Genomic DNA, 13526 nt, shown 5'->3' with positions numbered 1-13526 from the left:
GTAATCTACACTGGTAAAAATGCTACACCACAGGTAGCAGATGCGCATGATCCTGCCACTACCATCACAGTGCCGGTAGGTGACAGCGTACGCCTGGTATGGACTGTAACCAGCTTTGTAAACGGTCAGGTAATCACCGAATGTGCCGCTACTACTGACACCGTAGCCATCTATAACTACGCGGCTAACGCTGCTGCTGTAGCTGGTGAAGACCAGTCCGCTTGTGCGCAGACAACACCATTCAAATTAACAGCAACACCAGTAGCTGGAACAGGTAACATCCAACAGGTTGGTACCTGGACAGTAATCTATACTGGTACAAGCGCCACGCCACAGGTAGCAGATGCGCACGATCCTGCCACTACTATCACAGTGCCGGTAGGCGACAGCGTACGCCTGGTATGGACTGTAACCAGCTTTGTAAACGGTCAGGCTGTAACCAAATGTGCCGCTACAACTGATACCGTAGCCATCTATAACTACGCAGCTAACGCTGCTGCTGTAGCTGGTGAAGACCAGTCAGCATGTGCGCAAACAACACCATTCAAATTAACAGCAACACCAGTAGCTGGATCAGGAAACATCCAACAGGTGGGTACCTGGACAGTAATCTATACTGGTAAAAATGCTACGCCACAGGTAGCAGATGCGCACGACCCTGCCACTACCATCACAGTGCCGGTAGGAGATAGCGTACGCCTGGTATGGACGGTGACCAGCTTTGTAAATGGTCAGTTAATCACCGAATGTGCTGCTACTACTGATACCGTAGCCATCTATAACTACGCTCAAAATGCCGCTGCGGTAGCTGGCCCAGACCAGGCCGCTTGCGCGCAAACAACACCATTCAAATTAACAGCAACACCAGTAACCGGACCAGGCAACATCCAACAGGTGGGTACCTGGACAGTGATTTACACCGGTACAAACACTACACCACAGGTAGCAGATGCGCACGATCCTGCCACTACCATCACGGTACCTGTAGGTGACAGCGTACGCCTGGTATGGACGGTGACCAGCTTTGTAAACGGTCAGGTAATCACCGAATGTGCCGCTACTACTGACACCGTAGCCATCTATAACTACGCGCAGAATGTTGCCGCAGTAGCTGGTGAAGATCAGAATGGTTGTGCGCAGACTACTCCGTTTAAACTGGGTGCAACACCAGTATCCGGAACAGGTAATATCCAGCAGGTAGGTACCTGGACAGTAATCTACACCGGTACAAACACAACGCCGCAGGTAGCGGATACGCACGATCCGGCCACTACCATCGTGGTGCCTGTTGGTGACAGCGTACGCCTGGTGTGGACTGTGACCAGCTTTGTAAACGGTCAGGTAATCACGCAATGTGCCGCTGCTACCGACACCGTTGCCATCTACAATTACGCAGCGAGCGTGACAGCAGTGGCCGGCGGTGACCAGGAAGCTTGTGCCCAAAAAACGCCGTTCAAATTAACCGCAACACCGGTTGCACAAACTGGTAATATCCAGCAAACCGGAACATGGATCGTTAACTATAATGGCACTAATCCAACACCAACAGTTAGTGATATCCATGATCCGCACGCTACCATCCTGGTGCCTGTTGGAGATAGTGTAACCCTTGTGTGGAGCGTTGCTACCACCAACGGTACCTGCGCTGCCTCAACGGACACTATGATTATCCGTAACTACGCCATCGCGGCTAAAGCAAATGCAGGAAAAGACCTGACAGATTGTAACAGAACTACCGACTTCACACTGGAAGCAGAGGAACCAACCCCTGCTACAGCAAGCGGTATCTGGACCATCATAAAAGGTAACGCTACCATCCGTGACAAGTTCCTCCACAATTCCGGAGTGTATGTTGCGCCTGGCGATACCGTTACCTTACGCTGGACAATCACCAATGGTACCTGCGCTTCCACCGAAGATGAAATGACCATCATCAACTACCTCAAACCAGTACCTGCAGTAGCCGGTCCTAACAGGGAACACTGCGACGTGGATACCTTCCACCTCCACGCAAGCGACCCTGGTGTAGCCGGCGCTATCGGAACCTGGATTGTAACAGGTGGCGACAAAACAAAAGTTTCCATCAGCAGCATAAACGATAAAGATGCAATCGTAACGGTAGAAGCGGGTCAAACCGTTCAGCTCACATGGGTGGTAAGCAACGGCGTCTGCGACGCTACCAGCTCCAGCCTCACGCTGATCAACCGCAAACCGATCCTCGGCAATGCCATCAGCGCAGATCAAACGCTCTGCCTGAGCGAAACTGCCAAAGCGCTGACAGGTGGCGCGCTGACAGGCGGTGACGGTACCTACAGCTACCAATGGCAGTCCAGCACTACCGGCGCTAACGGTCCGTTCACCAACATCAACGGCGCTACCAACGATAGCTACCAGCCTGGCGCGCTGACACAAAACACCTGGTACCGTCGACTGGTGACCTCCGGTCAATGTATCGATAACATCAGCAACGTGGTAAGTATCGTGGTAATTACCAAACCTCCGTTTGTCGTAACTACGCCACCATCCTTCACTACTGAATGTGTACTCAATAAAGATTACACCACCATGTTCGGTAAACCGGAATTCAGCCACGCTCCTTATACCAATGAGCAGCTGCAAATCACCTGGAACGATGCTTCCGTAACCGTGAACGCTTGTACCAGGACGATTACCCGTACATGGACCGCTACCGACAGATGCGGAACCAGCGTGAAAACATCGCAGACCATCACCATCGTGGATACAAAAGCACCGGTGTTCACTACGCCTGCGCCACGTGATACAACCGTGGATTGCGATAAAGTACCTGGCTTCGTCAACCTGACCGCTAAGGACGATTGCGGTGGCGACATCAACATTGCTCCGGTAGAAACAAGAAAAGATATACCTGGTAATTGCGGTAACAGCTACCAGCTGATCAGAACATGGACCGCTAAAGACGCCTGCAACACCGGCGCAACGCTCACTCAGGTGATCACTGTAGTGGATAGAACCGCCCCGGTATTCAATGTGCCTACGCCGGCCAACGTTACGGTGGATTGTGATAAGATCCCTGCGGGTCAGCCACTCACCGCTACCGATAACTGTACGCCAGGCGTGATCACTGCTCAGCCGAAAGACTCCATCGTTCGCAAACCTGGAGACTGCCAGAGCAAATACCTCATCTACCGTAAATGGACGGCCCTGGATGAATGCGGTAACGGTAACACCACCGTACAGATCATCACCGTACAGGATACTACCAAACCAGTGTTCTCCATGCCAGCGCCTAAAGACACCGTGGTAGATTGTGATAAGCTGCCTGGATGGCCTGTAATCAGCGCTACCGATAATTGCACCGGCAGCGTACAGGTAATCACCAGCTCGAAAATTGTGAAGATCCCTGGTTCCTGCGCAGGTAACTACATCGAGATCCGCACATGGACAGCTACGGATGCCTGCAACAACGTGGCTACCATGCAGCAGCGTGTAACCGTTCAGGATACTGTTAAACCGGTATTCACAATCTTGCCGCCGGCTGATACCACTGTAAGCTGCGACGCTATCCCTGCACCGGCTCCGAATGTAACGGCAACGGATAATTGCAGCACCGGAAATGAAGTGAAGCTGATCAGAACGATCACCACCGAACGTATCCCGGGTGCATGCAACAACTCTTACCGCATCATCAGAACCTGGACCGCAATGGACGCTTGCGCTAACAAAACAGAAGTTCGTCAGGTGATTACCGTGGTAGATACTACCCGTCCGGTGATTGCGCCTGCTCCGGCAGACATTGAAATCTACTGTCAGGATAAGATACCTTCTTCCCCGACACTGATTGCAACTGACAACTGTGATCCTTCATTCCCGAAAAAAGTGACCTATACAGAGGATCCTTATGTAAAAGATATCTGTAACGGTTACACCATCATCAGAAGATGGTCCATCACGGATGCATGCGGAAATAAATCCAATGATGTGATTCAGCGTATTATCATCAAACCTTGTGATAAACCTAAGCTGAACGCCAACCTGCCGCAAAACTGTTCCGATAATCCACGGATCGTGCTGCAGGCAGTAGGTAGCGTGACACGCCCAACTTACACCCTGGTAGGCATCACACCTTCCAACGCTGTAAACGGCCTGCCAATCACACAAAGCAGTAATATCTTCAACCTGAACGGTGCAACAAGTGCATCCTTCATCATTACAGACGGCAGAACCGGTTGCTCTTCCGACACCGTGACCTACGATCTGAAATACACCCAGAAACCGGTGGTAAATCTTGGAAAAGACACGACCATCTGCGGTGGCAACAGCCTGGTACTGGATGCGGGTGCAGCCAACTTCGGTTACAACATCCGCTGGTCTACCGGAGAAACTACACAGCGTATCAACATCACTAAAGCTGGTACTTACTGGGTGAACGTATCCAACGGCCAATGCGGTACCACCGATACCATCAAGGTTGGTCTGATCCCGACTCCGCTGGTGGATATCCCGGATACCACTATCTGTCGCGGACAGTCCGTGAAACTGGATGCCTTCGTCAACGGCGCTACTTACCTCTGGAGCACAGGCGCGACCTCGTCTTCCATCCTGGTAGGTACTCAGGAACAGTTCTGGGTGAAAGTGACGAAGAGTGGATGTATCACCATCGATACCGTGAAAGTAAGCGTGAACCCGCCACCAGACATTAGCCTGAGCCGCGATACGACGATCTGCCCTGATCAGTCTATCATGCTCACCGTAAATTCCAACGGCGGCCGTATCCAATGGCAGACCGGCGAAACCGGCAACTCCATTGTGGTAAACAAACCGGGTAACTACTGGGTAGCCGTTAGCAGAGATAACTGCGTGGTGAGAGATACCGTAAACGTTCGTATGAAACCGACGATCAAAGTAGACCTCGGCCCAGACAGGAATATCTGCCCAGGCGCGGCAATCACCCTGGACGGTACCACTGAAAATGCGATCTCCTACCTGTGGAATGATGGCGATCCTAACCCGATCAAGAAAATCACCGCAGCAGGTAATTACAAAATCGCCGTAATGGATAAATTCTGTCAGCGCGTGTTCATGGACAGCGTGAAAGTGAATGTGACAGGATTGCCGAAAGTGAACCTTGGTAACGACACCGTAATGTGTAAAGGCGAAACCCTCACACTGCGCGCATTCGGAAGCGGTATCACCGCGGTGCGCTGGGATAACGGATCTTCTGCTCCAACACTCAATGTAACAGAAGGCGGTACTTACACCGTGACTGTATTCAACGATTGTGGAAGCGCAACTGACCAGATCCGGGTGGACTTCACGCAGTGCGAACCTAAACCGGAGTTGCCAAACGCCTTCTCTCCAAACGGCGACGGACGTAACGATGTGTTCAGACCAGTGGTTCGCGGACCAATGTATGAATACGAACTGCGTATCTTCAACAGATGGGGTGAGCTGATCTTCATGTCCTCCGATCAACACAGAGGATGGGATGGTAAACACAGAGGCGTTCCTGTAGAAGTAGGCACCTACGTATGGTGGCTCACCTATAAGAAATATGCCGGTGGCATGCCTAATGTCCTCAAAGGTGAAGTAACTGTAATCAGGTAATAGTAACCTTGAATAGTCAAAAAAGCTGATCTCCCCGGAGATCAGCTTTTTTGTTTTAAAAAGAACATTCGGATGTTGTAAATTGTATAAGACAAAAAAGGGAAGTATGAAATCTTACGAAACAGTAACAGAAGCCTTGCAGGACCTGCGCCAACGCGGCTATACCGCTGACTTTATCCTGCAGTTCGATTGTATTCAGGGTGGGGGAGATAACAGGAAGTTAAAGCCGGAGGAATTTGATATCGAAGAAGTCTATCGCTTTGAAGGGGAAACAGATCCCGGCGATGAAAATATTGTTTACGCCATCAGAACCCTCGATGGCACAAGGGGTACGCTCATGCATGGCTATGGCGTGTACTCGGAAGATATTTCAGATGATATGGTTCGTAAACTGGGTACGAAATAAAGATAGGTAGAAGGCGCCTGGCAACAGGCGTCTTTCTTTAATGCAGGAAACCATCAATTATGTCATGTTAAACGCCTCATCACCCAACCATAAACACCTTTCTTTAATGCAGGAAACCATCACCCAACCCTAAACACACTATACCCGCTTTCCCAATCAATATCCGGTAATGTATGCTTCGGGTAAATACCCACCATCGTAGACCCGCTGCCACTCATCGTCGCATAAACAGCGCCGCTCTCATACAACCGGTTTTTAATCGCCGCCAGCTCAGGATGAGCCGCAAACACCGGTCCTTCAAAATCATTACCGATTACACCTTTCCATTCCTCCACGGGCAGTTGGATCGTTTCCCTAAGGGAACGCTGCGGGGCAGCAGGAGTGAGCTGCTTAAAAGCCCAGCCGGTATTTACATGCAGGCCGGGATAGATGAGCAAAAGTGAATATCCCGAAAGATCCAGGCTTAACGGCGTTAATATCTCCCCCCGGCCAACGGCAAAACAAGGCTTATTCGGTATAAAAAACGCGCAGTCGCTGCCTAACTGTGCCGCATACCCGATCAGCTGCTCCTCGCTGAGGCCCAGTTGGAACTTGCTGTCCAGCAGCTTCAGCATAAAAGCGGCATCGGCGCTGCCGCCACCCAGTCCGGCCCCGATAGGTATATGCTTATGCAAATGAATCTGCACCGGTTGCACGGCAGGGTAATCCCGCTGCAGCAGCTCAAAAGCCCTGATGCAAAGGTTGTCTGCACTGTTGCCCGGCACTTCAATACCGGTACTGGTAAATTGAAGGGCAGGAGCGCTCAGTATTTCCAGGGCATCCTGCACGGCTACCGGGTAAAAAACGGTTTCCAGGTCATGAAAGCCATCCGGGCGCTTATTGGTGACGTACAGGCCCAGGTTGATCTTACAGTTGGGAAATACTACCATGGGAAAATATTTTACATAGCAAAGCCTGCCGGAATCAGCATACCGGGGTGTAGAATTGCTGCCATTAAATTTGAATTATTTGCTTTTACGGCTGTTGATCTCGTCGCGGATAGCAATGGCGCGGATGTAATCCTCCTGTTCCAATACTTCCTGGAGCAGCTGCTGCAGTTCGTCCAGGTTCAGGGCTTTCAGGTCGTCTTCCGCACCTTTCTCATGCTCCTGGATGGTAGGCGTAACCGGTTTGCTGCTTTTTTTGCCAGCCGGATCATCTAACAAAATACCGGCACTGTTGAGGATGTTTTCGAATGTATATATCGGACAGCCAAATCTAACGGCTAATGCGAGCGCATCTGAAGTCCTGGAGTCAATTTCTATGGTTTCGTCGTTGCTGGAACAGATCAGCTTGGAGTAAAATATACCTTCCTGCAAGTTGCTGATTACTACTTCATGTAATTCAATGCTAAATGCATTCATGAAATTTTTCATCAGATCGTGGGTGAGGGGCCTGCTGGGTTGCATTTTTTCAAGGGCTACGGCAATCGCCTGCGCTTCAAAGCCACCAATCACAATCGGCAAACGGCGCAACCCATTTACCTCTCCCAATACCACGGCATATGAATGAGTCTGCGTAATGCTGTGCGATAAAGCAACTATTTCCAGTTCTATTTTTCTCATATCTGTCTTGCGTTGTCGCTGAAGGTTTTATAAGACCGTGAAGTTAGAAAATAATTCCTTATCTAAAAAAAAACTATAAGATTAGGGGCACTTTTATCAAGAAATCAGCGAACAAACACAAAATTCAAAGGAGATGATGCATCGCCTTTGCGGTAGCACCATCTCCTTATATATAATGAGCTTAGTTCAGGCCTTTGTACTTTTTAACTGCCTCGGTGAGCCTGGGCACCACTTCGAAAGCATCGCCCACAATGCCATAGTCGGCAGCCTTGAAGAACGGCGCTTCCGGATCCTTATTGATCACCACAATCACCTTACTGCCGTTCACCCCGGCCAGGTGCTGGATCGCCCCGGAAATACCAATGGCGATGTAGAGGTTGGGACGAACAGTGAGCCCCGTCTGGCCTACGTGCTCGTGGTGCGGACGCCAGCCCGCATCGGCCACCGGGCGACTACTAGCCGTTGCCGCGCCCAGCGCATGCGCCAGGTCTTCCACCATGCCCCAGTTTTCAGGCCCTTTCAGACCACGGCCGCCGGATACAATGATTTCCGCCTCTGTTAATGGAATTTCACCGCTGAGCGTATTCTTCTTCACTACTTTCACTTTAAAGTCCGCATCGTTGATGGCAGGGCTGAAAGCTTCCACCGTTGCGGTATCTGTACCCGCGCTTACCGCGAAAGTATTGGGTATAATAGATATGATCTTCTTCTCGGAAGTAATGTTCACATTCGCGAAAGCCTTCCCGGAGAACACGCTCTTCTTCACCACGAATCCATTGCTGGTATCAGGGTAGGAGATAGCGCCTGCTACCAGTCCTGCCTTCAGCCGTGCGGACACGCGCGGCGCAATGGCCTTGCCATCGAAATTATGCGGGAAAATGATCACGGCTGCACCTTCTTTTTCGGCCGCTGCTGCAATCACTTTTGTATATACTGTGGACTCAACTTCGTGCAAACGGGCATCTGCCGCATGCAGCACTTTGGTGGCGCCATAATTGCCCAGGGCCGCCAGTTCTGCGGCATCCGCCGCGCCCAGCACTACTGCGGTGGCGGTAGTGCCTAATTGCGCCGCTACTTTGGCGCCATATTGTACGGCTTCCAGGGCCGCTTTTTTAATTTTACCTTCTGCCTGATCTGCGAATATTAATACTGACATTGTTTAATTTTTTGAAGTGGAAAATTGGGTTACCCTCACCGGTGCTTAGATCACTTTTGCTTCTTCGTGGAGCAGCTTCACCAGCTCTTCCACATTGTCCGCATTGATCAGCTTCACGCCGCTCTTGGCAGGCGGCAGCTCAAAGCTCACCACGCTGGTCAGGCTATCCGCTGCAACAGGTTCCACTACTGTCAGCGGTTTGGTTTTGGCGGCCATGATACCGCGCATGTTAGGGATACGCGCTTCCGCCATACCTTTCTGGCAGGATACCACTACCGGCAGTTCTACTTCGCAAACTTCCTCACCGCCTTCAATCTCCCTGTTGATGGTCGCTTTGGTGCCATTCAGGTCAAATTTGGCAGCGATGGATACATATGGTAATTCCAGCAGTTCCGCCACCATACCACCAATGCCGCTACCATTGTAGTCAATGGTTTCCTTACCGGTGAAAATGAGGTCATACTGCTGTTCTTTGGCGTGTGCCGCTATTTGTGATGCGATATAAAAACTGTCTCCACTGCTGGCATTGATGCGATACGCATGATCACCGCCGAGCGCCAGCGCTTTTCTGATAATGGGGTCACAATCCGCTCCACCTACAGTTACCAGGTGTACATCCGCTCCAACGGTTTCCTTCAGCTCCAGGGCGCGTACCAGGGCATACCATTCGTCATATGGGTTAATGATGAACTGGACCCCAGCTTCATTGAATTTCGTGTTATTGTCCGTGAAAGCTATTTTTGCAGTCGTGTCCGGAGTTTTACTGATACAAACTAAAATCTTCATGGCCGTAAACTGTTTTGTTTAATAATGCGGTATCAGCAAATATATTTAAATAATATAAGCCAACCGCCACCATGATGGATGATTTTACGCAGTTTTAAGTTATTGCTGAAATTGGCAATATGTGTATCTTGCGGACTGAAAAACAATTACTTATAAATTATTAGCAGGATGGACAGAATCGCGCAGCTGAAGCAGTTCCTGGAAGCCAGTCCAAACGACAGCTTCGTGAAACATGCACTCGCTCTCGAACATATCAAGCTGGGAGATGATATTACCGCCAGGCAACTATTTGAAGACCTGCTCGCTTATGAGCCCGGCTACACCGGGTCGTATTACCACCTCGGCAAATTGCTGGAAAGGGCAGGCGATAAGGAGGCGGCCATAAAAGTCTATGAAACAGGTATGGCCATGGCCAAAGCGGCCAACGAACGGCATACCTATAACGAACTGCAGTCCGCCTACGAGGACCTGGTTTACTAATCCAACAACTATCGCATGCCGCATCAACTGCTTCATAACTTTCTCAATTTTATTAAAGAACACCTGCTGTTCGATCCCTCCCAGCAAATACTGCTGGCCGTTAGCGGCGGGGTGGACTCCATGGTGATGGCCTGCCTGTTTAAAGAGGCGGGGTTTGCAGCCGGCATCGCCCACTGCAATTTCCAGCTGAGGGGCGATGAGTCCGTGCGGGACGAGTCCTTCGTGCGCGACCTCGCCAGCCGCCTGGAACTGCCTTTCCACGAAACCCGTTTCGACACCGCCGGCTACGCCGCTGCCCACAAGGTATCCATCCAGATTGCCGCCCGGGAGCTGCGCTACCAGTGGCTGGAAGAAGTGCGGGCTGCCAACGGGTACGCCTATATCGCCACCGCCCACCACCTGCAGGACAGCGTGGAAACGGCCCTTATGAATTTTGCCAAAGGCACCGGTATTGCCGGCTTACACGGGATACTGCCCAGGTATGATAAGATCATTCGCCCCATGCTGTTTGCAGAGAAGGATACGCTGGTAGCCTGGGCTACCCGTAAAAACCTGCAGTTCGTGGAAGATAGCTCCAATGCAACGGACAAGTACACACGTAATTATTTCCGTCACCATGTCATTCCGGTGATCCAGGAAAGCATTCCGGCTGCGGTGAAAAATATGGCCGCTACCATTGAAAAGATCCGCGAGGCGGAGGTATTATATATGGAGTCGGTCAACCGCCACCGCAAAGCCCTGCTGACGCAGAAGGGCGACCACTGGATGATTCCCGTGCTGAAGCTGCAGAAAACCATGCCGCTGCAAACCATTGCCTGGGAAATATTCCGTGAGTTTGGCTGCTCCTCCGCCCAGCTCCCGCAGGTGCTGAACTTGCTGGAGAGCGAGTCCGGCCGATACGTGGAAACGCCTACCCATCGTATTTTACGCAACCGCGCATGGCTGCTGATCACCGCCATCCAGGATACGACTGCGCCCGTGATTTCCATTGCGCCGGAAACCACTCATGTGCATTTTGGAGGCGGACAACTGCACCTGCGCAGTATCGATAAAGCGCATGCAGGCAGCATTCCGCAGTCGCCCGATACCGCCTGGGTCGACGCTGCGCAGCTGCGCTATCCCCTGATCCTCCGCAAATGGAAGCAGGGTGACTACTTCTATCCGCTGGGTATGCGGAAGAAGAAAAAACTCAGTCGCTTTTTTATTGATCAGAAGTTGTCCATTCCAGAAAAAGAGCAGGTCTGGGTATTGGAATCGCAAAAGCGGGTGGTATGGGTCATCGGCATGCGTATCGACGACCGGTTCAAGATACTGCCGGCAACAGAAAAGATGTTGTCCATCGAATGGCATAAATAAAAAAAAGCGGCCAACACATCATGTGCTGGCCGCTTTACTATAATAAGCTTACCGTCTCAACAACGCGTCCAGGAAGTTCTGCGCCAGCTCCGGCCGCAGCACGATGGGCGCTACAAATCCGAATATCGCTCCCCAAATATGCGCGTCGTGCCCCACGTTATCCATGCCGCGTTTAGACATATAGCTGGAATAAGCGAGGAACAGCACCGCGTAAATCACCGCCGGGATACCAATGGCAAAGTAGAGGTAAATTTTTTCCCAGGGATAGAGCAGGATGGTAGTGAACAATACGGCGGAAACCGCGCCGCTGGCGCCTATGGCCACATAATGACTATCGTTCTGGTGTTTGAAGAATCCCGGGATATTTCCTGCGATGATCGCGAGGATATAATACACCACGTAGGTCACTTTCGATCCGGTGATGGCCATGAACAACATCTCCGCGTACCTGCCAAAAAAATACAGGGTGAGCATGTTAAAGAACAGGTGCATATAGTCGGCATGAAGGAAACCGGCCGTGATAAAGCGATACCACTGGTTATGGTGTTTTACCATGTAAGGCTGCATACTCATTTTATCCCACTGTGAGCCGTTGCTGAACGAAGTGATGGAAACTACGCAGGTGATGATAATTATGATTAATGTAGTAGACATAGATTGCGGGTTGTTAGACAGAATGTAAATGTAATTATTGATGATGATATTTTTCGCGGTTTAATACAGTGTACGCCCTGTATAATTGTTCCGTGAAAATGAGCCGTACCAGTTGGTGCGGGAAGGTGAGCGGGGAGAGGGACATGGTAAGTTGCGCCCGTTGCAATACCGACTGGTCGATGCCAAATGCGCCGCCAATGAGAATGATCAGCTGCCGGGTGCCGGCATTGGTGCGTTGCTGCAGGAAATCTGCAAACTGCACGGTCGTCATCATTTTCCCTTTTTCGTCCAGCGCCAGCAGGAAATCCGTTGGCTGCAGGAGGTCCAGGATAATTTTAGCCTCCGCTTTTTTAAGCTCCGGTACAGAGAGGCTCGCCGCCTGTTTAACGGTCGGGATCAGCTTCACTTCAAAATCCACGTAATGTTGCAGGCGTTTTTGAAACACCGCCATACCATCCCGAATATAGGGATCATGTTCCTTTCCTATGCTCCAGAGTTGAATTTTCAATTGCTATAATTATTTAATGATCGCTGTAAAAGTACGTGGAAATCAGAAAATTATAGGAAAATGAAAAAAATATTTGGTGAAATGGAAAAAACCCATACCTTTGCAATCCAATCACAACAAATGGCTCCGTAGCTCAACTGAATAGAGCATCTGACTACGGATCAGAAGGTTTCAGGTTTGAATCCTGACGGGGTCACAAAATGATGAATAAAAGCCGCTTTCTGAGCGGCTTTTTCATTTGTAATCACCTGCAATCGCTTCCGCTTTTTTCCCACCTTTCATGGCTTTTGTGTCTGTAGTTTTTTTATTTTTCGGGAGAAAATTTACCGTTTCGGATACGGTATGGTTCCGTTAACACGCACGCACTTTCTACTCCGTGTATCCGTAAACGTTAGTGCCGCCTGAAAAAATAATTTCGAAATAATTTGCTGATTTAAAAAACAATCCTACATTTGCAACCCGTTCAGGGAATGGCTGCGTAGCTCAACTGAATAGAGCATCTGACTACGGATCAGAAGGTTTCAGGTTTGAATCCTGACGCGGTCACAAAGCAACAAAGGCGTATCGTTCATGATGCGCCTTTGTTGTTTTTTATAACCCTGGTAGCGGAATGTCACAACTACCTACAACGTCATTTCACCTTCAAACATAAAGTGCCGGAATAGTTCCCTGGTGAGCATCTTGCAGTTGCCTGCATATTGTTCCAGGTTACAGCCCATGCGTTTCAGGCATACCGGCAGCAGGTCGCCGGTGGAAGCCAGGAGGTCCAGCCGGATGGAGGGGTATTTTGCGAGGTCCTTGCTGCCTGCCATATTATCGAAAATAGTTTCAGCAAACTGCCTGTCGGCCCCAAGGAAGAAGGTGCCGGTTTCCAGCATGCCTTTAGGCGTTTGGATATTTACGGTGAGATGGTAAGTAGTTTTTTGCATAACGGTGGGAGTAACATGGTTTATAATAACAGGAATAGCAGGCGCGCAGCTGTCGCCTGCT

Annotated in this window: 11 protein-coding genes and 2 tRNA genes; 6 read left to right on the top strand and 7 right to left on the bottom strand. The window is 50.4% G+C overall.

Annotation, left to right across the window (positions count from 1 at the left end; translation table 11 throughout):
• Together BOC67_RS12775 and BOC67_RS12770 are read left to right on the top strand one after the other, a co-directional pair.
• On the top strand, positions 1 to 5586 hold a 5586-nt coding region (locus tag BOC67_RS12775; RefSeq protein WP_291910713.1), incomplete at its 5' end, for a gliding motility-associated C-terminal domain-containing protein.
• Positions 5587 to 5692: 106 nt separating this feature from the next.
• Positions 5693 to 5992: a phosphoribosylpyrophosphate synthetase gene (locus BOC67_RS12770; RefSeq protein WP_291910712.1), complete on the top strand. Its 300-nt coding sequence runs from the start codon at positions 5693 to 5695 to the stop codon at positions 5990 to 5992.
• Between the two features lie 119 nt (positions 5993 to 6111).
• On the opposite strand, the gene ispE is transcribed toward BOC67_RS12770, so the two are convergent.
• From ispE to BOC67_RS12750, 4 genes are all read right to left on the bottom strand, one after another.
• On the bottom strand, positions 6112 to 6921 hold the full coding sequence (gene ispE / locus BOC67_RS12765; protein WP_291910711.1) for a 4-(cytidine 5'-diphospho)-2-C-methyl-D-erythritol kinase: 810 nt from the start codon (positions 6919 to 6921) through the stop codon (positions 6112 to 6114).
• A gap of 75 nt (positions 6922 to 6996) precedes the next feature.
• Positions 6997 to 7596, bottom strand: a complete 600-nt coding sequence (locus BOC67_RS12760; RefSeq protein ID WP_291910710.1) for a bifunctional nuclease domain-containing protein — start codon at positions 7594 to 7596, stop codon at positions 6997 to 6999.
• A gap of 181 nt (positions 7597 to 7777) precedes the next feature.
• On the bottom strand, positions 7778 to 8752 hold the full coding sequence (locus BOC67_RS12755) for an electron transfer flavoprotein subunit alpha/FixB family protein (protein ID WP_291910709.1): 975 nt from the start codon (positions 8750 to 8752) through the stop codon (positions 7778 to 7780).
• Between the two features lie 45 nt (positions 8753 to 8797).
• On the bottom strand, positions 8798 to 9538 hold the full coding sequence (locus BOC67_RS12750) for an electron transfer flavoprotein subunit beta/FixA family protein (RefSeq protein ID WP_291910708.1): 741 nt from the start codon (positions 9536 to 9538) through the stop codon (positions 8798 to 8800).
• A 168-nt stretch (positions 9539 to 9706) separates the two neighbouring features.
• Here BOC67_RS12750 and BOC67_RS12745 point away from each other — a divergent pair, with 168 nt between their 5' ends.
• Together BOC67_RS12745 and tilS are read left to right on the top strand one after the other, a co-directional pair.
• Positions 9707 to 10018, top strand: coding sequence for a hypothetical protein (locus BOC67_RS12745; RefSeq protein ID WP_291910707.1), 312 nt, complete (start codon positions 9707 to 9709; stop codon positions 10016 to 10018).
• Positions 10019 to 10033: 15 nt separating this feature from the next.
• A complete protein-coding gene (gene tilS / locus BOC67_RS12740; protein WP_291910706.1) occupies positions 10034 to 11374 on the top strand; it encodes a tRNA lysidine(34) synthetase TilS in 1341 nt (446 codons plus the stop codon).
• 48 nt (positions 11375 to 11422) lie between these two features.
• On the opposite strand, the gene BOC67_RS12735 is transcribed toward tilS, so the two are convergent.
• Both BOC67_RS12735 and BOC67_RS12730 read right to left on the bottom strand, forming a co-directional pair.
• Entirely contained in the window at positions 11423 to 12028 is a 606-nt protein-coding gene (locus BOC67_RS12735; RefSeq protein WP_291910705.1) for a rhomboid family intramembrane serine protease, read from the bottom strand.
• Between the two features lie 34 nt (positions 12029 to 12062).
• Entirely contained in the window at positions 12063 to 12536 is a 474-nt protein-coding gene (locus BOC67_RS12730; RefSeq protein WP_291910704.1) for a 23S rRNA (pseudouridine(1915)-N(3))-methyltransferase RlmH, read from the bottom strand.
• A 122-nt stretch (positions 12537 to 12658) separates the two neighbouring features.
• Between BOC67_RS12730 and BOC67_RS12725 the strand changes: the two genes are divergently transcribed.
• Both BOC67_RS12725 and BOC67_RS12720 read left to right on the top strand, forming a co-directional pair.
• Positions 12659 to 12732, top strand: a tRNA-Arg gene (locus BOC67_RS12725).
• 276 nt (positions 12733 to 13008) lie between these two features.
• Positions 13009 to 13082 (top strand) — tRNA-Arg (locus tag BOC67_RS12720).
• Between the two features lie 77 nt (positions 13083 to 13159).
• Here the strand turns inward: BOC67_RS12720 and BOC67_RS12715 are convergent.
• Entirely contained in the window at positions 13160 to 13465 is a 306-nt protein-coding gene (locus BOC67_RS12715; RefSeq protein ID WP_291910703.1) for a hypothetical protein, read from the bottom strand.
• Positions 13466 to 13526 lie beyond the last annotated feature (61 nt).

The organism is Chitinophaga sp. CB10, assembly GCA_001870995.2.
Lineage (GTDB): Bacteria > Bacteroidota > Bacteroidia > Chitinophagales > Chitinophagaceae > Chitinophaga.
Note: the sequence above shows the minus strand (reverse complement) of the source record. Positions and strands in the feature narration are given on the sequence as shown.

Excerpts from the sequence above, each read along its gene's own strand:
- BOC67_RS12770 (WP_291910712.1), top strand. The coding sequence starts at position 5,693 with ATGAAATCTTACGAAACAGTAACAGAAGCCTTGCAGGACCTGCGCCAA.
- ispE (WP_291910711.1), bottom strand. The coding sequence starts at position 6,921 with ATGGTAGTATTTCCCAACTGTAAGATCAACCTGGGCCTGTACGTCACC.
- BOC67_RS12760 (WP_291910710.1), bottom strand. The coding sequence starts at position 7,596 with ATGAGAAAAATAGAACTGGAAATAGTTGCTTTATCGCACAGCATTACG.
- BOC67_RS12755 (WP_291910709.1), bottom strand. The coding sequence starts at position 8,752 with ATGTCAGTATTAATATTCGCAGATCAGGCAGAAGGTAAAATTAAAAAA.
- BOC67_RS12750 (WP_291910708.1), bottom strand. The coding sequence starts at position 9,538 with ATGAAGATTTTAGTTTGTATCAGTAAAACTCCGGACACGACTGCAAAA.
- BOC67_RS12745 (WP_291910707.1), top strand. The coding sequence starts at position 9,707 with ATGGACAGAATCGCGCAGCTGAAGCAGTTCCTGGAAGCCAGTCCAAAC.
- tilS (WP_291910706.1), top strand. The coding sequence starts at position 10,034 with ATGCCGCATCAACTGCTTCATAACTTTCTCAATTTTATTAAAGAACAC.
- BOC67_RS12735 (WP_291910705.1), bottom strand. The coding sequence starts at position 12,028 with ATGTCTACTACATTAATCATAATTATCATCACCTGCGTAGTTTCCATC.
- BOC67_RS12715 (WP_291910703.1), bottom strand. The coding sequence starts at position 13,465 with ATGCAAAAAACTACTTACCATCTCACCGTAAATATCCAAACGCCTAAA.